Origin of the sequence: uncultured Maribacter sp., assembly GCF_947500985.1 — a bacterium.
GTDB lineage: Bacteria > Bacteroidota > Bacteroidia > Flavobacteriales > Flavobacteriaceae > Maribacter.
The window spans coordinates 19,667-39,981 of the sequence record NZ_CANMTX010000008.1 but is presented as its reverse complement, the minus strand read 5'-3'; the positions used below and the strand labels follow the sequence as shown (position 1 = coordinate 39,981).

The 20,315-nt window shown below is 36.2% G+C and carries 17 protein-coding genes; 10 read left to right on the top strand and 7 right to left on the bottom strand.

Translation table 11 applies throughout. From position 1 onward, the window contains the following. Nucleotides 1-150: 150 nt before the first annotated feature. The 4 genes from Q0871_RS15680 to Q0871_RS15665 all read left to right on the top strand — a co-directional run bounded on the left by Q0871_RS15680 (nucleotide 151) and on the right by Q0871_RS15665 (nucleotide 6,170). Nucleotides 151-3,117, top strand: a complete 2,967-nt coding sequence (locus Q0871_RS15680; RefSeq protein WP_299325366.1) for a TonB-dependent receptor — start codon at nucleotides 151-153, stop codon at nucleotides 3,115-3,117. Between the two features lie 34 nt (nucleotides 3,118-3,151). After that, nucleotides 3,152-3,655: a hypothetical protein gene (locus Q0871_RS15675; RefSeq protein ID WP_299325365.1), complete on the top strand. Its 504-nt coding sequence runs from the start codon at nucleotides 3,152-3,154 to the stop codon at nucleotides 3,653-3,655. A gap of 28 nt (nucleotides 3,656-3,683) precedes the next feature. Next, nucleotides 3,684-4,874, top strand: a complete 1,191-nt coding sequence (locus tag Q0871_RS15670) for a histidinol-phosphate transaminase (RefSeq protein WP_299325364.1) — start codon at nucleotides 3,684-3,686, stop codon at nucleotides 4,872-4,874. Between the two features lie 120 nt (nucleotides 4,875-4,994). After that, nucleotides 4,995-6,170 (top strand): permease, encoded by a 1,176-nt coding sequence (locus Q0871_RS15665; protein WP_299325363.1) that lies wholly within the window; start codon nucleotides 4,995-4,997, stop codon nucleotides 6,168-6,170. 9 nt (nucleotides 6,171-6,179) lie between these two features. Here the strand turns inward: Q0871_RS15665 and Q0871_RS15660 are convergent, their stop codons facing one another. Beyond that, nucleotides 6,180-7,532: a Gfo/Idh/MocA family oxidoreductase gene (locus Q0871_RS15660; protein WP_299325362.1), complete on the bottom strand. Its 1,353-nt coding sequence runs from the start codon at nucleotides 7,530-7,532 to the stop codon at nucleotides 6,180-6,182. Between the two features lie 143 nt (nucleotides 7,533-7,675). Between Q0871_RS15660 and Q0871_RS15655 the strand changes: the two genes are divergently transcribed. The 6 genes from Q0871_RS15655 (at nucleotide 7,676) to Q0871_RS15630 (ending at nucleotide 15,131) form a co-directional block, all read left to right on the top strand. Continuing rightward, entirely contained in the window at nucleotides 7,676-8,554 is an 879-nt protein-coding gene (locus Q0871_RS15655; RefSeq protein ID WP_299325361.1) for a sugar phosphate nucleotidyltransferase, read from the top strand. Nucleotides 8,555-8,820: 266 nt separating this feature from the next. Then, nucleotides 8,821-9,186, top strand: coding sequence for a hypothetical protein (locus Q0871_RS15650; protein WP_299325360.1), 366 nt, complete (start codon nucleotides 8,821-8,823; stop codon nucleotides 9,184-9,186). Between the two features lie 83 nt (nucleotides 9,187-9,269). After that, nucleotides 9,270-11,567, top strand: a complete 2,298-nt coding sequence (locus Q0871_RS15645; protein ID WP_299325359.1) for an FdhF/YdeP family oxidoreductase — start codon at nucleotides 9,270-9,272, stop codon at nucleotides 11,565-11,567. A gap of 239 nt (nucleotides 11,568-11,806) precedes the next feature. Beyond that, nucleotides 11,807-12,670: a UDP-2,3-diacylglucosamine diphosphatase gene (locus tag Q0871_RS15640; protein WP_299325358.1), complete on the top strand. Its 864-nt coding sequence runs from the start codon at nucleotides 11,807-11,809 to the stop codon at nucleotides 12,668-12,670. Continuing rightward, on the top strand, nucleotides 12,667-13,701 hold the full coding sequence (locus Q0871_RS15635) for a glycosyltransferase family protein (protein WP_299325357.1): 1,035 nt from the start codon (nucleotides 12,667-12,669) through the stop codon (nucleotides 13,699-13,701). The genes Q0871_RS15640 and Q0871_RS15635 overlap by 4 nt, the downstream gene beginning before the upstream one ends. A 74-nt stretch (nucleotides 13,702-13,775) precedes the next feature. Continuing rightward, nucleotides 13,776-15,131, top strand: a complete 1,356-nt coding sequence (locus tag Q0871_RS15630) for a GH1 family beta-glucosidase (RefSeq protein ID WP_299325356.1) — start codon at nucleotides 13,776-13,778, stop codon at nucleotides 15,129-15,131. Between the two features lie 140 nt (nucleotides 15,132-15,271). Here the strand turns inward: Q0871_RS15630 and Q0871_RS15625 are convergent, their stop codons facing one another. The 6 genes from Q0871_RS15625 to Q0871_RS15600 all read right to left on the bottom strand — a co-directional run bounded on the left by Q0871_RS15625 (nucleotide 15,272) and on the right by Q0871_RS15600 (nucleotide 20,257). Next, complete coding sequence (locus Q0871_RS15625; RefSeq protein ID WP_299325355.1) at nucleotides 15,272-16,450, bottom strand: acyl-CoA dehydrogenase family protein; 1,179 nt, start codon at nucleotides 16,448-16,450, stop codon at nucleotides 15,272-15,274. A gap of 55 nt (nucleotides 16,451-16,505) precedes the next feature. Beyond that, nucleotides 16,506-17,165: a methyltransferase gene (locus Q0871_RS15620; RefSeq protein WP_299325354.1), complete on the bottom strand. Its 660-nt coding sequence runs from the start codon at nucleotides 17,163-17,165 to the stop codon at nucleotides 16,506-16,508. Nucleotides 17,166-17,229: 64 nt separating this feature from the next. Continuing rightward, the gene (locus tag Q0871_RS15615; protein WP_299325353.1) at nucleotides 17,230-17,943 is read right to left on the bottom strand and encodes a LytTR family DNA-binding domain-containing protein; all 714 of its coding nucleotides are present in this window, start codon (nucleotides 17,941-17,943) and stop codon (nucleotides 17,230-17,232) included. Next, on the bottom strand, nucleotides 17,940-19,025 hold the full coding sequence (locus tag Q0871_RS15610; protein ID WP_299325352.1) for a sensor histidine kinase: 1,086 nt from the start codon (nucleotides 19,023-19,025) through the stop codon (nucleotides 17,940-17,942). The genes Q0871_RS15615 and Q0871_RS15610 overlap by 4 nt, the downstream gene beginning before the upstream one ends. A gap of 115 nt (nucleotides 19,026-19,140) precedes the next feature. After that, a complete protein-coding gene (gene rimM / locus Q0871_RS15605; RefSeq protein WP_299325351.1) occupies nucleotides 19,141-19,668 on the bottom strand; it encodes a ribosome maturation factor RimM in 528 nt (175 codons plus the stop codon). A 13-nt stretch (nucleotides 19,669-19,681) separates the two neighbouring features. Then, nucleotides 19,682-20,257 (bottom strand): 30S ribosomal protein S16, encoded by a 576-nt coding sequence (locus tag Q0871_RS15600; RefSeq protein ID WP_299325350.1) that lies wholly within the window; start codon nucleotides 20,255-20,257, stop codon nucleotides 19,682-19,684. Nucleotides 20,258-20,315: the final 58 nt, after the last annotated feature.

The following is a 20,315-nucleotide window of genomic DNA, read 5'->3' as shown; positions in this document are numbered from 1 at the left end:
TACTATCACTTAATAACATGATTTTATGACCTGTAAAGTATCCGGAACTTTTCTTTTACGCATAATGTATTCCCCCATTAGTATTTCTGCTAACCACAGAAAGCTTTTTAGGTAGGTATACTATTGAGCAACAACTAAACTCACATGATTATGAAGAAAATTCTAACATTATCCTTCTTGTTACTATGTACACTATTCGTAGCACAAGCACAGGAAATTACAATTAATGGTAAAGTATCAGATTCTCAAGGCCCATTGCCTGGAGTTAACGTTTTGGTCAAAGGAACCACAAAAGGTGTCATCACAGATTTTGATGGTCTTTATTCCATTACCGCAGATAGTGACGCCATTTTAGTATACTCCTTCATAGGGTATGCCAAATTAGAAATCCCGGTTAATAGTAAAACAACAATAAACGCCATTCTTGAAGAATCTGCACAGCAACTTACAGAAACAGTCGTAGTTGGATCAAGAGGACAGGCAAGAACAAAATTAAAAACAGCGGCACCTGTAGATGTCATTAGTGTAAGTAAACAAGCCATTAATATGCCCCAGTTAGATGTAGGGCAAATGCTAGTTGCCTCTGCACCTTCTTTTACCGCGGTACGATCACAGGGAGGAGATTTAAGTTCTGCAGTAACACCTCCTACTTTAAGAGGTTTAGGACCTAATCAACTTCTTGTACTAGTAAATGGTAAAAGACGTCATAGCGGTGCACAATTGATTAGTTCCCCAACCGGTTCACAAGCCAACTCTGTGGATCTTAACTTTATATCATTAGATGCAGTCGATAGAGTTGAAGTACTAAGAGACGGGGCGTCTGCTCAATATGGATCTGATGCTATTGCCGGTGTAATCAACTTTATTACCAAAAAAGGCACCAACGAGTTTACAGCAAATTTCACTTCTGGTTTCTATACCAACAACAATCCAGACCTAAGTGATTCTAACATAAGTGAATCAGACCAAGATTTACTTAATGAAAAGTCAGAAGGGGTAGATGGTGTAACTCACCAATTAGGTCTAAACTATGGAACTTCATTTGAAAACGGAGGTTTTTTAAATATTACGGGTATGTATCGCCAAAATGAACAAGCTATTCGTCCAAACATAAGTGGGTCTACACCTTATGGAGATGCTTATCTTAATAATCAAAGAACAGATCCGTCTGGTAATATAATTATTACAAATCCAGAACTGTTGGCTGCACAAGCGGCAGGAGATGCAGCATTAGCTTCAAATCTTCAAACCGATGCAGGTCTACTTGCAGCTCGCGGACTTACGGCTTATGATATTTCTACCTTTGCAGGTTTACCTGCGGCAATTTCCTCAGTAATTTCCTATAATTTAGAAATTCCTTTATCAAAAGACTCAGAAACCTCTTTCTATTCTTTCGGAGACTTTGGCTATAGCAATGGTGATCTTTTTAGTTGTTTTTATAGAAGATCAGCACAGGCAGATAGATTTAGTTATGATTTATACCCAAATGGTTTTAGACCACAAATGGTAAGTACACAAACCAATATTGGCTTTACAGGCGGGATAAAAGGAAAATTAGGTGATTGGGATTTTGATTTTAGCAACACTTTTGGAACCAATACCCAAAGATACAGTCAATTCAATACTATAAACGCTAGTTTACAATCAGAATCTCCTACAGAAATGGATTTGGGAACGCACAAGTTCACACAGAATACAGCCAACTTCGACGTTTCAAAATTCTATCCAGACATCTTAGCTGGTCTTAACATAGCTGCCGGTGCTGAATTAAGAGTTGAAAATTATATTATAGAGAGAGGGCAAGAAGAAAGCTATGCTGCGGGCGATGCTGGAGTTATTACTGCCACAGAAGACAACCAAGCTCTTATAGGTCCTGATGGGTTTCCATTAGAAGACTTGAGCGGTAATGCTATTCTAGGTGAAGATGGAGAAGCTTTGGTACTACCATTTGGCGGTACAAGTTCTTATCCTGTTTTAAATTATAGTCCAAACTCTCAATGTTTTAGAGGTTTTGCCCCAGAGAATGAAGCAAACGAGTTTCGTACTGTTACCGCTGCCTATCTTGATGTGGAATTGGATGTTACTGATAAATGGCTTGTTGCCGGTGCTGTAAGAACAGAAAATTACTCAGATTTTGGAGGTGTTTTTACTGGCAAATTTGCCACACGCTATTCTATATCAGATAATTTCGCAATTAGAGGTTCGGTTAGTTCAGGATTTAGAGCACCGTCTCTTCAAGAACTTAACTATTCTCATACTTTTACTTTTTTCGTAGACCTAGAGCCTTTTGACGGAACACTTTATCCAAACAACAGTTCTGCAGCAAGAGCTATTGGTATTGAAAACCTACAAGAAGAAAGATCAACCAACTTTGGTTTTGGTTTTACAACCAAATTATTCAATAAAGTAGAAATCACCGCAGATTACTTTAAAATAGACATCAAAGATCGTTTGTTTGACACTGGTAACTTTAGTGCATCAGATGCACCGGTATTAGAACCTATTATAGGTTCGGGTTTAGCTAGCTTTCGTATTAACGGCGGAGATATAAGCACCCAAGGTGTAGAAGTTGTTGTGAACTACAATGAGCGTGTAGGAGAAGGTATGTTAGGCTTAAATCTATCTGGAATCATCTCTGACAGAACTTTTGAAGGTGCTAATATTCCTGATTTAGATACCGCATTAAGTGATGAAGACCTTGAAGCAAAGTATATTGATAGAGCAGTAATAGGACAATATGAAGTTGGTAACCCAACCACTACATTTATTGGATCTGCAACATATTCTATAGGAAAATGGTCAGCAAATCTTAGAGGCAATTATTTTGGAGAGATTAGTAGACTAGATGACGGTATAGGTACGCTTACAGATGTGAATTTTTCAAATGTAGGACAACAAGGTTATTCTGACCAAACTTTTTCTGCTCAATTTACAACAGATTTTGGTGTGACTTATGCGGCTACCGACAATTTATCCTTAACACTAACAGGTCAAAACATCTTTAATGAATTACCAGACCTGTATAGAGCCGAGGAAAGAGGATTTTACCTGTATGGGAATGCACAACAAGGTTCTCTTGGAGCATACTATTCAGCAAGAGCAACATTTAGCTTCTAAATTATAGTTACACGATATTTTAAAAATAAAAGAAATGATAAAACAATATATAGAAAAAGTAAGCATCCTAACCCTACTACTGATTGCTTTTAGCTCTTGTAGTTTAGAAAGGTTAGAATCTGCTCAAGAAGTTGCAGAAGGTGGTGGAACAATAAATACATTTACCGCCTATACCATAGATTCAACAGACCCTATGGGATCAAATGTGTACGGAAGAATAGTTTTTTGGAAAACAGAACTAGACCAAACTTTGGTACAAATTTCACTGTACAATACTATTGAAGACACGCTACACCCAGCAGTTTTAATTGACGGCGAAGTTGGTATTGGCACTTCAGTTTCAATGACACTAGACGATGTAGATGGAACTACGGGAGAATTGGCAGACAATAAGTTTTTTCTTATTTCTGACACCTCTTTCTACGATTCTATTGCTTCTCTTGATGCTCATGTTAGCATTGCATTGAGCACAGACGATGACACTGTTGTTGCCGAAGGAAATATAGGTGCCAATGCTACGCCGGTAGATTCAAATTAGAAATTTTTTAACTTAAATATAGCACAGTATGAAAACAAATGTAAACAGAAGAGATTGGCTTAAGAAAGGCGTTCTCACAGCAGCAGGTGTAATGGCAGCACCTTATTTGACCTATGGGGCTTTCCCATCACAACCAATTGCATTAGATGCAAAAGGAAACATACCGTACACTCCGTTTTTTAAAGAGTATTTACCATATGCACCAACAGAACCTTTAGCGCTTGCAGCAAAATTGAATGCAAACGAAAATCCTTATGGTCCATCACCAATGGCTGTTTCTGCAATGCAGGAATATGCACCAAAAGGAAACCGATATGCTTGGAAAGAGCTATATCAGTTAATGGATAAACTTGCTGCGGAAGAAGGTGTCAAGCAAGAGAATATTATGATGGGTCCTGGATCATCTGATTTATTGGAAAAAACGGCAATGGTATTCTTTCAAAACGGTGGAAACATTGTTTCTGCAGATCCTGCATACATGTCACTTATTAAAGTAGCGGAAGCTACAGGTGCAACATGGAAACCAATTCCGCTTAAAAAAGATTGGTCTCATGATTTAGCGGCAATGGAAGCTGCCGTAGACGATGATACAAAATTGGTATACATCTGTAACCCAAATAACCCAACAGGTAGTATGACAGATCATGCAGAACTAATTGATTTCTGTTCTCGTGTATCTGAAAAAACTCCGATTTTCATTGATGAAGCTTACCTAGGTTTCTTAGATGATGCGGCAGAAAAAAGTATGGTATCCTTAATTAATGAAGGTAAAAATATAATCATTGCCCGTACTTTTTCTAAAATTCAAGGTATGGCTGGTTTACGTGTAGGTTATGTAGTTGCCCAAAAAGAAACTTTGGACATCATTCAAAAAATTACCAGAGGTGGTATGGGTATTTCATTACCATCTGTTTATGCTGCTATGGCAAGTATGGAAGATGTTGCCTTTAAAAATAAATCTAGAAAACTAAATAAAGAATGTAGAGAATATGTATATGAAAATCTTGATAGATTAGGCTTCGAATATGTGCCTTCGTCTACAAGTTTTATCATATTTCCAATTGAAATGGACGGTAAACCTTTCTTAGAAAAAATGACCGCCGAAGGTGTTGGTGTAAGAGCTTTTGAAATCTACGGAAAAAACTGGTGCCGTGTAAGTATGGGTACTATGGATGAAATGAAGCTGTTTACAACTGCCCTTGAAAAAGTGCTAGTTTAAGTTTGAATTAGTCCAGGAGTTGGAAGAACGGATAATTGCCTTGACACAAAAATCCTAAATTCAACTCCTACGGACTATTCATAATTCATCTATCTACTACTCAAACAAAAACACTCGAAAATGAATTTTGCACTACAAAAAACCCTCGAATTAATACTTATAATAGGTCTTGGTGTGCTTCTACAAAAGAAGGTAGCCAAGCAAGATTTGAAAGGAGTTAAAGTCTTAATATTAAGTGTCGCTCTACCTGCTACAATTTTTGTGGCCCTTCTCAAAATAGAGCTTAATGGTACCCTACTGGCCTACCCTTTAATGGCCCTAACCTTCAACTTATTAATGTTGCTTGCTAGTAAATATTTTTTAGCAGCATCTTTACCTAACGAAGAGAACAGTAAAAAACGGACCTTGATGATGCTATTACCATCTACTGCACCTGGTCTTTCATGTTTTCCATTTATTGTAGCTTACTTAGGTGACGATACCTTAGCATTAGCTGCACTTGCAGATATTGGAAACAAAATATTTGTATTGATACTACTGTACATGTTAGCCATGCATTGGTATCGCAAGAATTCAATTACAGAGAAAAAAGAATCATCTAAAAGTAAACTAAAAGGACTTCTAGTATCCTTAATCAATGAGCCTATAAACATGGTTATTGTAATAGGTTTGGTTATGCTAGGTTTTGGATTAAACCTTTCTTCTCTTCCTACCTTTTTTCAAAACACTGCGTTGAGTATAAAAGGCTTAATGACCCCTTTAGTTTTACTATTTATAGGTATGGCAGTTAGAATAAATTCGGGGGAATTTAAACTAATATTATCCATGTTATTACGTAGAAGTGGTCTAGCATTTTTACTTAGCGGAGTTTTTGCTTTTATTTTACCGTCACTAACACCTGCCATGATTTTACTATTGGTGGTATTTCCTCAAAGTGCCTGTAGTTTTTGGCCATTTGCTCATATGAGTGCCATACAATCTATGGAAGATAAAGATGAGCACCCAAAGCCAACATTTGATGTAAACTTTGGTTTGAACATATTAGCATGTTCGCTACCCTTTTCTACATTGTTGATTATTGGTATTTTCTCGTTTAGCGATTACTTTATCAATCCACTGACTTTAATTGGTCTTGGCGTAGTCATTCTAGCTATTACTTTTGTTCCAGACATTCTAAAATCTCTTAGTTCAAATCGTAGTCGAAAAGTAATTGATGACGATGCTCAAATGACTATTGCGAATAACACTTTCAACCGCGAAGACAAAAAAAACTTAAATGAAGCAAAAGCTAGTTAGGCGTAATAATTAATACGATTCTTTCAACCATTCATAAGGATTTCTTTTCATCCAAAGGCCTCGGGTAAAATCAGGAAAATCTTGAGGCTCACCGTTATTGGCAATAGAAAGTTCTGAAAGTGGCGTAACCGCACTCCAAGCTGCAGCATCATAAGCATCTAATGGCGGTGCGATATTCTGTTTTGCCGATTCTACAAAAGAGTTCAGTACAAAGAAGTCCATACCACCATGACCAGCATTTAAGGCATATTCACCATATTTTTTCCAAAGTGGGTGGTCATATTTATCTAACCAAGGCTGTGCTTCATCCCATTGGTGTGGTTCAGATTTTCCTTCCACATAAATTCGACTACCGTCTACTTCCCAGAGTCCATTTGCACCTTGCGCACGAAATCCTAAAGAATAAGGTCTAGGTAAATTACAATCATGGGTAATGATAATAGTTTCTCCGTTGGCAGTATCAATAGTAGAGGTAATAACATCACCCTGCTTAAACTTTACTTTTGCATTCGGGTGCTGTTCACCACCTTCCTTCACTATATAATTATGCAACCCAATACCTTTTGATGCATGAGAGGTCATTGACATAAACCGATTACCACGATTAACATCTGCCATAACTGCAATAGGTCCTAAACCATGGGTTGGGTATACATCCGCATTTCTTTTTACCGAATGCTCAGTACGCCATTTAGACTCCGATATTCCTTTCTCACCAAACTCCACTCCTTTTCCATAAGCCGTTTTACCATCATTGAATTTTACATGTCGCAAATCATGCTGATAGCCACACCTAAAATGCACCATTTCACCAAATACATTTTGCTTTACCATATTTAATACCGCCATTACATCTCTACGATAATTGACATTTTCTAAAATCATCATATGCGTACCGGTGCGCTCATGGGTATTCACCAAATCCCAACATTCTTCTAGCGTATTAGAGGCAGAAACTTCTACACCAGCATATTTACCGGCTTCCATAGCATCAACAGTCATACGCGTATGCCACAACCAAGGTGTTGCAATAATTACGGCATCAACATCTGGTAATGCCAATAGATTCTTATAATCATGTTCATTTGCACCAAACACTTTAGGACTCTTCCCTTTTGCATCTGCTATATATTTTTTAGCAATTTTTATTCTCTCTCCGTCTACATCACAAATTGCGGTGACATTCACATCTTTTCTTAGTAACAAATTCTGTAAATGGTTTGTACCTCTCAAGCCTACACCTATTAAACCAACATTCAATTTATCGGCAGCACTAAAACTATTATGAGCAAAACCTGGCACTGCAAATAGTCCCATACCAGCTATTGATGTATTCTTGATAAAATTTCTTCTTGATGCCATACGATGTAAATTTCATGAACTCTAAATTTATAAAAAGTTACTGACCTGTATTAACTTATCATCAATTATAATAATGTTACCACCGATAATTTGTACGAATTTTAATCACATTCGCTACTTTTGCGCTGTAAATACAGAAAATTATGACATTACTTTTAATGGCTGCCGGTAGCGGTAGTAGATATGGAAAGCTTAAACAATTTGATGATTTAGGTCCTAATGGTGAGTTTTTAATGGAGTTTGCCATTTATGACGCCATCCAGAATAATTTTGAGCAAATTGTAGTTATTACCAAAAAAGAGAACGTTTCTTTTTTAGAAGAGCATCTTTCTAAAAGAATACCAAGTACTATAAAATTAAATGTTCTTGCCCAAGAACTTACAGATTTACCTGATGGAGTTACCTTCACTGGTGAGCGTAAGAAACCATGGGGTACGGCACATGCAGTTTGGACCGCAAGAAAAGTAATCGACGGACCATTTGTAGTTATCAATGCTGATGATTTTTACGGACAATCTGCTTACAAGAAAGCAGCTGACTTCATGAAATCTAATGATGAAGCTTATGCACTTTTAGGATACACTTTAAAAGATACTTTATCTGAACACGGTTCAGTTTCTAGAGGCGTTTGTGAAGTAAACGGAGATAATTTAGTTTCTGTTCAAGAGCGTTTAAAATTGGTTCAAAAAGAGAATAATATTCTTGATGAGGATACTAACTTAGAGTTTACTGGTGATGAACAAGCTAGTATGAATTTTTGGGTATGTAGACCTTCTATCTTTGATAAAATAGAATCTGAATTCAGAACTTTCTTGAAAGACGATGACCGTATTGCTAACAGCGAATTGTACATTCCTTTAATGATACAAGAAATGCTTCAAGCAAAAGAGATCGAAGTAAAATGTATACCTTCTGGCGGAAACTGGTTTGGTGTTACGTATGCAAGTGATAAAGAAAAAGCAATGAGTAGCTTAAAAGAAAAATCTGATTCAGGTAAATACCCTGTTCCTATTTGGAAATAAGCCTTTTACTATCACAAATCAAAACCCATTAAATAATTATTTAATGGGTTTTTTTATATTCAAAATCGTCATAAACTAAAAAGAGTCCGATCTTAACAGACCGGACTCTTTTACGAGAACACTATATGAAAATGAAAAATTTTTAATTCGTTTTTAATAACACAGTAAATGTACAGGTAAGGTTAAATATTAAAAACAAATTGATGTCAACCCCTTATATTTTGTTGTCAGATGGTCTATTTTTGTTGTGAACTCAATTTATAGCTATGAAAATTAGAATAAAAGGTGATTCTGTTAGGTTTCGACTAACCCAGACAGAAGTTAAATCGCTCTCTACAAATGGTGAGATTTACGACAACACTAATTTTGGAAGTCAGGTATTTAGTTACGGAGTTACTCTAAAGAGTAATACAGATCAATTACGAATTAGCTTTGAGAATAATAGGGTTACTTTAGAAATGCCAGAAACTACCGGTAAGGTTTGGTTTGAAAATGATATCATCACCTATGACCATACCATGAAGACAACGTACGGCAACGAACTCTACTTACTTTTAGAAAAAGATTTTACATGTTTAGATAATACTATTGAGGATCAATCTGACAACTACCCTAACCCTAAGTTGAGTTAATACATAGTATAATTCATCATTTTTAAGGTAGTTTTAATGAATTTGACTGCTGTGGTTTCTCATACATTTATTAAGTTTAGTGAATGGATGCAAAAACCGAACGCAACGTCTCATTTAGAGGGTCAGAAGATTTTTTTGATATTGAATTAAAAGACCCCATTACTCATGCCGCAGGCTATCTTGGTGTTCGTGAAGCTTTAAAACATACATTTAAAGAAATGGGCGTTCTTAGATCCATGCGAACCTTGCTTAGCATGAATCAAAAAGACGGTTTTGATTGCCCTAGTTGCGCATGGCCCGATCCAGAACATCCATCTCCTGTTGCAGAATATTGTGAAAATGGTGCAAAAGCTTTAGGTGATGAAGCCACTACAGAAAAAATTGGCGCAAGTTTCTTTCAAAAGAATTCTGTTGAAAAACTATCTCAGCTTACCGACTATGAGCTAAACAAATTTGGCCGCCTAACAGAACCGATGGTTTTAAAACCTGGTAGTGTTCATTACGAACCTATCTCTTGGCAAGCTGCTTTTGATTTAATTGCATCAGAATTAAAAAAATTAAACAATCCGGATGAGGCTATTTTCTATACCTCTGGTAGGTCTAGTAACGAGGCAGCCTTTTTATACGGTATGTTTGCCCGTGCTTTAGGCACCAATAATTTACCCGATTGCTCTAATATGTGCCATGAAAGTAGCGGTGTTGCATTAGGCGAAACTTTAGGTATAGGAAAAGGGTCAACAACTCTAGAGGATCTTTACGAAGCAGAGGTCATTTTAATTGCCGGTCAAAACCCGGGTACCAACCACCCAAGAATGTTATCTGCATTAGAAAAATGCAAACAGAATGGCGGTAAGGTGATAAGTATCAATCCGCTTGAGGAATCTGGCTTAGTCAATTTTAAAAATCCGCAACATCTTGGTGGATGGATCGGCGGTGGCGAAGACATGGCAGATATTCATTTGCCTGTCAACATCAACCAAGACATCCCTTTGGTGAAATTGATTCTTAAGAAATTAGTTGCTTTAGATGAACAATCAAAAGAAGTATTTGACCACGCTTTTATTGAAAAATATACAGATGGCTATGAATCATTAATTTCTGATTTAAAAAATTATTCATCAGAAGAGCTATTAGCACAAACTGGCGTATCCGAAGAAAAAATTAATGAAACCGTAGATTTACTAGCGAACAAATCTAAAATTATAGTGTGTTGGGCAATGGGTCTTACACAACACAAAAACGGTGTAGAGAATATTAGAGAATTTATAAACCTTCTTTTACTAAAAGGTGCAATAGGCAAACCTAATGCTGGCACATGCCCAGTACGTGGTCATAGTAACGTACAAGGTGATCGTAGTGTTGGTATTCAACATTTTGTTGATAAGGCAATGAACGAACGTATTAAAGCGCATTTAGGTTTTACACCACCGGATCACGAAGGTGTAGATGTTGTAGGTACGCTAAAAGCTATGTATGAAGGCAATGCTAAAGTATTTATGTGTTTGGGAGGAAACTTTTTAATGGCGGCTTCTGATACTGAATATACTGCCAAGGGTATTCAAAATTGCGACCTTACAATACAGGTAAGTACCAAATTGAACAGAACACACTTAATTACCGGCAAAACAGCCCTAATTCTCCCTACTATAGGTAGATCAGAGAAAGACATGAAAGATGGCAAACCGCGTCATTTTACGGTAGAAAACAGTATGGGACGTGTAAAACGTTCTAAAGGGATTCTAAAACCTGCCGCGGACACCATAATGAGCGAACCAGAGATTATCGCAAATATGGGACTCGCTTATTTTGGAGAAGACCATTCTATGAACTGGAAGGCTTTAGGTAATGATTATGAATTAATCAGAACCCAGATAGATCAAGTTGCCAAAGGGTTCAGTAAAACAGAAGAACGTTCTGTTGGTGCTGGTTACTACTTACCAAATAATGTACGTGAGTTAGATTTTAGCATGCTGCCTAACGGAAAAGCACAATTTTCGGTCAATAAATTACCCGAGCACAAATTGGCTAAAGATGAGTACATGTTAATGACCATACGTTCTCATGATCAATTCAACACCACCATTTACGGGTTAGATGATCGCTATAGAGGTGTCTATAATGCAAGACGTGTCATTTTTATGAATACCAATGACATGAAAGCCATCGGTCTCAAAAAATTAGATGTGGTAGATATTACCAGCACTTATGATGACCAGATTAGAACTGCTCATAATTTTAAGGTAGTACCGTACAATATACCATCAGGGAATTTGGCATCTTATTTTCCTGAAACCAACGTATTGGTACCCTACAATCATTTTGCTGACCGAAGCAAAACACCTATTAGCAAGTCAGTTAAAGTGAGATTGGTAAAGAAATAGTTAACTAATATTTTACTGACATTCAAATACTTAACAATCTGGTAACTCAAAAATAAGCTAGTAGTAACCTTATTATAATCTTATTATTCGAATCTTTACGGTCATACGTTTCAGTGCATGAAATCTATTGACTTGACCGTTTTCTCAAATACCCATCTTGCATATAATGACAAGTTGGAGGTCAATCTACCCCTATTTCGTATTTCAAAATTATCAGGTAAGAAACCTCCAATCATTTTATGAAAAAAAGACCAGTTGACATTGTAGTCATTTCTGATGTTCATTTAGGAACATACGGCTGCCACGCTAAAGAGCTTTTAAAATATATGAAATCTATAAAGCCAAAAGAAGTAATTCTTAATGGTGATATTGTAGACATTTGGCAATTCAGCAAGCGCTACTGGCCCAAATCTCATATGAAGGTGATTAAACTTTTATTAGAGTGGGTAGCAAAAGGGATACCCGTTAATTACGTAACAGGTAATCATGATGAACTCTTGCGTAAATTTTCGGGCAACAGAATGGGCTCTTTAAGTATTGTCAATAAAATGGTGATTCCTCTAGAAGATAAAAAAGCATGGATTTTTCATGGTGATGTTTTTGACGTAACCATGCAACATAGTAAATGGGTTGCCAAACTTGGTGCAAAAGGGTACGACTCCTTAATTCTACTAAATAGAGGTATTAATTTTATTAGTAAAAAGATGGGCAAGGGTCCTATTTCCATGTCCAAAAAAATTAAAAACGGAGTAAAATCTGCTGTTAAATTCATAAATGACTTTGAGCAGATTGCAGCAGATATCGCTATAGAAAATGGTTATGACTATGTGATTTGTGGCCATATTCACCAACCAGAAATTCGTAACATAAAGACAGACAAAGGTGAAGTCACCTATTTAAATTCAGGAGACTGGATCGAGAATTTAACAGCACTTGAATACCATGAAGGTAAGTGGAAACTCTACTCATATCTTGAAGATCAACGAGTCATTGACCACCAGGAAGATAGTAAAGAGGAAACCTTTGTCTTAGAAAAGGCAGAGCTTTTTGAAAGCTTGTTAGAAGAGTTTAGAATTAGTGGAATGATTCAACAGACCAAATGAGAGTATTATACGCCATACAAGGTACTGGAAATGGGCATTTAAGCAGAGCACGAGACGTTATTCCTGCACTTTTAAAACACAACATCTCATTAGATATTTTAGTAAGCGGCATACAAGCAGATATTAAGCTGCCCTACCCGGTTAGATATCAATTAAAAGGACTAAGTTTCATTTTTGGAAAAAAAGGAGGTGTAGATGTCTGGAAAACATATTACAAGGCAAACTCCCTTCGATTACAGAAAGAAATTAAAAGCATACCTGTAGAAGATTACGATCTTATTATAAATGATTTTGAACCGGTAACAGCGTGGGCATGTAAGTTGAAAAACAAACCTTCTTATAGTTTTAGTCACCAGGCCGCAGTACTATCAAATTTAGCCCCAAAACCCAAAAAAAAAGATAGAATGGGTAAATGGATATTAAACAATTACGCTCCCACCAGTCAACAGTTTGGCTTACATTTTAAATCGTACGAATCTAATATTTACACGCCCATAATCAGAAACGATGTTCGTTCTGCCATAGTTTCAAATGGCGAACATTACACCGTTTATTTACCATCATATAGTGATGAAAAACTATTGCGTTTTCTAAGCAAGATGAAGAACATAAAATGGGAAGTTTTTTCAAAGCACAATAACTATGAATATTTCAGCAATAACATTCATATAAAACCAATTACCAATGAAGCCTTTGTAAAAAGTATGGCTTCTAGTAAAGGTGTCTTATGCGGAGCCGGTTTTGAAACCCCTGCAGAAAGTCTTTTCATGCAAAAGAAACTACTTGTTATACCTATGAAAGGACAATACGAACAGCAATGCAATGCCGCAGCATTAGCAGAAATGGGCGTTCCGGTTATAAAATCGCTCAAAAAAAAGCACTTATCTAAACTGAAACATTGGCTAGATACTGATACTATTGTACCTGTAAATTACCAAGACAATACAGATGAAATTATTTTAAAACTTCTAGAAGAATCTCTAGTAAATAACCAAGCGGCAAGCCCGATAGGCATAGAATTGAAAACATAATTAATATTTCGACAAAAGCATCGGAACATTTAAATCTCGATTATTGAGTAGTTCGTTAAAAGCTCCCTACATCCTTGAAAAAACATAAAGACACCATTTTGAACGCATCAGATTTTGGTGAAGATTTTACATGGGGCGTTTCAACTGCAGCATATCAAATTGAAGGCGGTCATGATGCAGACGGTAAAGGTCGATCCATTTGGGATAAGTTCACCGACACCCCGAAAATGATTCATGACGGAGACCACGCAAATGTCTCCTGCGACTTTTATCATAAGTACAAAGAAGATATTCTTTTGATGAAGTCCATGAATATCTATAACTATAGATTTTCAATTTCGTGGACTAGGATTTTACCATATGGTGTAGGAACCATTAATACGGCAGGTGTAGATTTCTATAATAAGGTAATAAACTTTTGCCTAGAAAACGAAATTACACCTTGGGTGACCCTATATCATTGGGATCTACCTCAGATACTAGAAAATAAAGGAGGATGGACAAATAGGGAAATCATAACTTGGTTTTCAGAATTTACACAAGTCTGTGCCAATGCTTTTGGCAACCGCGTAAAACATTGGATGGTATTAAACGAACCTATGGTATTTACGGGAGCCGGATATTTTTTAGGTGTACATGCTCCTGGCAAAAAAGGGTTAAAGAATTTTCTACCTGCTGCGCACCACGCAGTCCTTTGTCAGGCAGCAGGTGGCAGAATACTCAGAACACTAGTGCCCGATGCTCAAATAGGCACTACATTTTCATGCTCGCAAATTACCCCGTACAGACAGAATAAGCGAGATCAAAAAACTGCCATAATGGTCGATGCTTTGCTTAATCGTTTATTTATAGAACCAGCTCTAGGATTAGGCTACCCCACAAATGAAGCACCGATTCTAAAAAAATTAAAACCCTACATTCAACCGACCGATATGGATGATTGTAAGTTCGATTTTGATTTTATCGGGATTCAAAATTATACCCGTGAAAAAGTAAAGTACAGCCTTTTGGTACCATACATAAGGGCTAAGATTGTAAAAGCTAGCAAACGAAATGTAGAAACAACCTTGATGGATTGGGAGGTGTACCCACCTAGCATTTACAATATGATCAAAAAGTTCAGGAAGTATCCTCAGATTAAAAAAATTATCATTACTGAGAATGGGGCTGCTTTTAAAGACACCATTGAGGGAGAAGTTATACCTGACACAGACCGTTTAAATTTTCTACAACAATATTTGGGTGAAGTCTTAAAAGCGAAGCAAGAAGGCTTAAATATACACGGATATTTTGTTTGGACGTTTACAGACAATTTTGAATGGGCAGAAGGCTACCATCCAAGGTTCGGGTTAGTACATATCGATTTTAAAACACTAAAGAGAACCATTAAAGAATCGGGGAAATGGTTCTCTAAATTCTTAACCAGCTAAAATAAAGGACATAAAAAAAGCCGATGCTCCCATCGGCTTAAGCTTCTATCCAAAAAACATGTACACATCTTACACGCACAAGTCAAAGATATACGGACTTTCTTTATTCTGTGTTAAGACTAGTATAAGAAACCATTACCTTATTGAAAAGCTGGCATTCCTGTAATATCTGCACCTGTGATCAATAAATGAATATCATGAGTTCCCTCATAAGTAATTACACTTTCTAAGTTCATCATATGACGCATAATACTGTATTCACCGGTAATGCCCATACCACCTAATACCTGTCTTGCTTCACGAGCAATGTTAATAGCCATCTCCACATTGTTTCTTTTCGCCATTGATATTTGAGCAGTAGTCGCTTTACCTTGATTCTTTAATTGTCCCAAACGAAACGCCATTAATTGCGCTTTGGTAATTTCAGTAATCATTTCTGCCAATTTCTTTTGTTGCAATTGCGTAGCTGCAATAGGTTTACCGAATTGCACACGCTCTTTTGCATATCTTAATGCCGTATCATAGCAATCCATCGCTGCACCGATAGCACCCCAAGAGATACCATATCTAGCAGAATCTAAACAACCTAGCGGCGCACCTAATCCTGATTTGTTCGGTAAAATATTTTCCTTAGGAACTTTTACGTTATCAAATATCAATTCTCCTGTTGCAGAAGCTCTTAATGACCACTTGTTATGCGTTTCTGGCGTTGTGAAACCTTCCATACCACGCTCTACGATTAAACCGTGAATACGCCCTTCTTCATTCTTTGCCCAAACAACGGCAATATCACAGAAAGGTGAATTCGATATCCATAGTTTAGCGCCATTTAAAAGATAATGGTCTCCCATATCTTTATACTTAGTTTCCATACCACTAGGGTTAGAACCGTGGTTAGGCTCGGTTAACCCGAAAGACCCCATCCATTCACCAGAAGCTAATTTTGGTAAATATTTTTTTCGTTGCTCTTCTGTACCGTACGTGAATATAGGGTACATCACCAGCGAAGATTGTACCGATGCCGTAGAACGAACACCACTATCGCCTCTCTCAATTTCTTGCATGATGAGTCCGTAACTAATCTGATCTAAACCAGCTCCACCATATTCCTCAGGAATATATGGACCAAAAGCGCCTATTTCGGCAAGACCTTTTATTATCTGCTTTGGGAATTCTGCTTTTTGAGCATATTCTTCAATTATTGGAGATACATCTCGCTTCACCCATTGGCGTGCCGCATCACGAACTAAAAGATGCTCTTCAGAAAGTAAATCATCTAAACTGTAGTAATCGGGTGCTTCAAATAAATCTGGTCTCATAACAATGCTTTTATCAAAGATAAATAAAGAAATATAACAATATGAAAGACTAAAGTTACATTTTTAAATAAAATTCTTTAGTCAAGTCCACATACTCAGCAGTATAGATATGCCTTTCAGTTTCAATAATTAATTCTGTGGTATTGTATTCTTTCGCTACTCTAGAGAACGTCAACAACACACGTTTTATTTCTGCAGTTGGGTTCCCTTTTACATGAAGACATTCTTTAGGGAACAAACCCAAATCTGCTGCCATATTCACAAGTGCCTCTTTTTCTTTAAAAGGAATAATTGTAGTGAACAGTCCGTTCTCAGTTAATAATTTCGAAACGCCTTCTAAAAGTTCGTTAAAAGGAAGAAACTCATTTTGTCGTGCTTGATCCCGCTGTAAATTTCCTGAAGTAACCGTCTCAGAATAAAAAGGAGGATTACACACAATCAATTCATATTGATCTTCAATTTCGTCAACAAATTCATCTAGACCGGCATGATAACAATATAATCTATCTCCCCATGGCGATAATTCAAAATTTTCTACACATTGCTCATAGGCATCTGCATCTATTTCAATGGCATCCATTACTTCTGCAAAACATCTTTGTGCCAACATCAATGAAATAACACCCGTACCGGTCCCGATATCAAGAATAGATTCTGGGTTATTTTCGACATTTGCCCAAGCTCCGAGAAGAACTCCGTCCGTACCAATTTTCATAGCACAGCGATCTTGGTTAACATTGAACTGTTTAAATTTGAAAGGCTCACTCACAGTAAAAATCCTAATCCGTTAAATTATTTAATATTCTACTTTTGGCATCTGCCAAGTAGCTTCTTCCAATAGTATACCTAATACCACCAATTTCAACACTATTACCTTCTACAACACTTACCTTATCTACAGCAATGGTATAGGACCTGTGAATTCTAAGAAAATTATCACCTGGTAATTCATCTGTAAAACTACTTAACGTTCTATGGATAATATACTTAGCGGTTGGAGTAATAATTCTGATATAATCTTTTAGGCTTTCTATGACCATAATCTCATCAAGGTAAATTTTCTGAAGTTTCTTTTTATCGACCTTCACAAAAATAGAAGGCTTGTCGTCTTTAGTTAAAGAACCATTACCTGAACCTTTCTTTAAACCAATTACACGATCAACAGATTTAAAGAATCTAGGTAATGAAATAGGTTTCACTAAATAATCTATCGCCTCAAGTTCAAAACTCTTTAATGCATGCTCTTCATGTGCCGTAGTCATAATAACAAACGGCTTTTTATGTAGGGTACTCAAAAATTCTAATCCGTCAAGAAAAGGCATATTAATATCTAAGAACATGATATCAACTTGGTTATCTCTTAAAAAAGTTGATGCATCTAAAGCATTTGAAAAGGTGCCTTCTAATTGCAATTCTTGAACTCTCTCTATATAGTTTTTAAGCACATTTACTGCCAACGGTTCATCATCTACAACTATCACTTTCAATATCATATCACCTTAAGCTTTAAAAAAACATTGAACATTTTATCCTCTTCGAATATCTGTAAATCATAATCATTTTTACCGTAGCCTAATTCTAAACGCTTTTTTACATTTGACAAACCGATACCTCCTCTTTTTACAGGATAAACATACTCTTTATTAATGTTAGGTATAGAATTAGAAACATTAAAATCCATAAAACCATCTTCAATCTTTACATCTATTTTAATTTTCATTTCACCAATATTTTTACTTGCCCCATGTTTAAAGCAATTTTCGATTAGCGGAATCAATAACATGGGCGATATACTACAGTTATCAAGATTACCAGATATATTCATATCTATTTTCAAAGAATCATCGAACCGAATGCGTTCCAAATCTATGTAATTTCTAATACAATTTATTTCACTTGTTAAATCTTGCCTTGGTTTTTTTGTTGCATAGAGCAGATACCTCATCAGTTCAGACAATTTTAAAATAACTTCAGGTGCCTGATCAGATTTCTCTAGCGTTAAAGAATATATATTATTTAGTGTATTAAAGAAAAAATGGGGCGAAACTTGAGAGCGTAAAAAACGAAGTTCAGTTTTCAATTGACGCTTTTCTAAATCGTGAAGTTTACTACTTTCTCTAAGCCAATCAATGGTTAGTTTTATAGCCGTAAAAAAAGATATTACATACACCTCACCAATCATACTTTGCACAGCAAAACCAATAGTTAAGCTATCAATAATTTCAGAACTTTCTGGCATAACATCTTTACTTACCAAATAATAGGTTAGATTATACTTAATCAATAACATTACAAATAATGCCAAGAGTATATATATGACATACTGAACATACTTTTGAGTATAAATGAACCTTGGCATTAAATAATAAGCATTTAAATACGCCAAGAACATATGTATAGGAAAGCCGATTAAATTAGTCTGTAGAGAAAGTAAAAAATCATTATGAATAAATGACCAACGGAAAGTATTAAAGATGAAATAAACTGACCAGAACAAAAAATGATGCCAAGGTTTGATATCATTTGTTCCGAAAAACTTAGGCTTTCGTAAGAACTTCATCAATCTAATATCCATGATGAAAAATTAATACTATTTCTACTATTAATTACTGTTGATATCAATCTTTATTATTTTTTACGCTACAGTATAATTCTCAACGAAAAAATATCTCAAAAAAAGTAAATAAAATTTACGAAAGGTATAAATCTACAAGCCCTTCAGGAGTCTTCACAAAAATACTTTTATTCTCGCGATCTATTTTGATAATGATATCATCGCTAACAGGTATAAGCAGTTGCTTATCTTCTTTTTCGACTTCGAACAAGGCTTGAGCTGTAGTATCATTTACACTTTGTACGACCCCAATATCACCATGAACGGAGTCTATCATGGTAAAACCGATGATTTCGTGGTAATAAAATTTGTTCCCCGTTAGTTTAGGCAACATAGTAAGGGGTAAATAGAGTCCAGATTTCATAATGCGGTCTGCATCAGATTCTGATTTCACCTCTTCAAAATCTATACGAAGTAAGTTCGATTTATGAAGTCGGCATCTTTTAATAAAAAATGGAACCAGATTGTTTCCTAAAGAAACGAATACTGATTCCATGTTTTCGTATATCTCGGGATCATCAGTATCTAGTTTTACTAGCACCTCCCCTTTGAAACTATATTTTGAAACGATATTACCTAGGTAGAAACAATCTTCCTTTCGCATCGTTTCTTAAAAATTATGCTTTATCTTCTTCAGCAGCCGGAGCTTCTGGAGTTTCAACAACTTGTTCTGGCTCGCCAGCAGCTTCAACAGCTTCTACTTCAGCTTCAGCGTTTTCACCTTCAGCAACTTCTGGTAAAGCAGCAGCGGCAGCATCAGCAGCACGCTTATCGTTTACTTCTTTTTCTGCTTTTAACGCAGCAGCTCTAGCATCGGCCTTAACCTTATCTAAACCACCAACTTTATCGGCAATAGCAGCTTCTTTTTCAGTAACCCAAGCATTGAATTTTTCTTCTGCTTCCTCTTCAGTTAATGCACCTTTACGAACACCACCTAATAAGTGATGCTTTAAAAGAACACCTCTATAAGAAAGAATAGCTTTAGCTGTATCTGTAGGTTGTGCACCATTTTGCAACCACTGTACTGCATTATCGATATTAAGTTCAATTGTTGCAGGGTTTGTATTAGGATTGTAGATACCTAATTTCTCCAAGAATTTACCATCTCTTTTAGCTCTTGCATCTGCAGCAACTACCCAATAGAATGGTTTTCCTTTTTTACCGTGTCTTTGTAATCTAATTTTTACTGGCATATCACATTAATTTGTAGGGTGCCCGACCCTTGATTATTAATTCTAGTTTTTTAACTCG

Coding starts and splice junctions, on each gene's coding strand:
- Q0871_RS15680 (WP_299325366.1), top strand. CDS start 151: ATGAAGAAAATTCTAACATTATCCTTCTTGTTACTATGTACACTATTC.
- Q0871_RS15675 (WP_299325365.1), top strand. CDS start 3,152: ATGATAAAACAATATATAGAAAAAGTAAGCATCCTAACCCTACTACTG.
- Q0871_RS15670 (WP_299325364.1), top strand. CDS start 3,684: ATGAAAACAAATGTAAACAGAAGAGATTGGCTTAAGAAAGGCGTTCTC.
- Q0871_RS15665 (WP_299325363.1), top strand. CDS start 4,995: ATGAATTTTGCACTACAAAAAACCCTCGAATTAATACTTATAATAGGT.
- Q0871_RS15660 (WP_299325362.1), bottom strand. CDS start 7,532: ATGGCATCAAGAAGAAATTTTATCAAGAATACATCAATAGCTGGTATG.
- Q0871_RS15655 (WP_299325361.1), top strand. CDS start 7,676: ATGACATTACTTTTAATGGCTGCCGGTAGCGGTAGTAGATATGGAAAG.
- Q0871_RS15650 (WP_299325360.1), top strand. CDS start 8,821: ATGAAAATTAGAATAAAAGGTGATTCTGTTAGGTTTCGACTAACCCAG.
- Q0871_RS15645 (WP_299325359.1), top strand. CDS start 9,270: ATGGATGCAAAAACCGAACGCAACGTCTCATTTAGAGGGTCAGAAGAT.
- Q0871_RS15640 (WP_299325358.1), top strand. CDS start 11,807: ATGAAAAAAAGACCAGTTGACATTGTAGTCATTTCTGATGTTCATTTA.
- Q0871_RS15635 (WP_299325357.1), top strand. CDS start 12,667: ATGAGAGTATTATACGCCATACAAGGTACTGGAAATGGGCATTTAAGC.
- Q0871_RS15625 (WP_299325355.1), bottom strand. CDS start 16,450: ATGAGACCAGATTTATTTGAAGCACCCGATTACTACAGTTTAGATGAT.
- Q0871_RS15620 (WP_299325354.1), bottom strand. CDS start 17,165: ATGAAAATTGGTACGGACGGAGTTCTTCTCGGAGCTTGGGCAAATGTC.
- Q0871_RS15615 (WP_299325353.1), bottom strand. CDS start 17,943: ATGATATTGAAAGTGATAGTTGTAGATGATGAACCGTTGGCAGTAAAT.
- Q0871_RS15610 (WP_299325352.1), bottom strand. CDS start 19,025: ATGGATATTAGATTGATGAAGTTCTTACGAAAGCCTAAGTTTTTCGGA.
- rimM (WP_299325351.1), bottom strand. CDS start 19,668: ATGCGAAAGGAAGATTGTTTCTACCTAGGTAATATCGTTTCAAAATAT.
- Q0871_RS15600 (WP_299325350.1), bottom strand. CDS start 20,257: ATGCCAGTAAAAATTAGATTACAAAGACACGGTAAAAAAGGAAAACCA.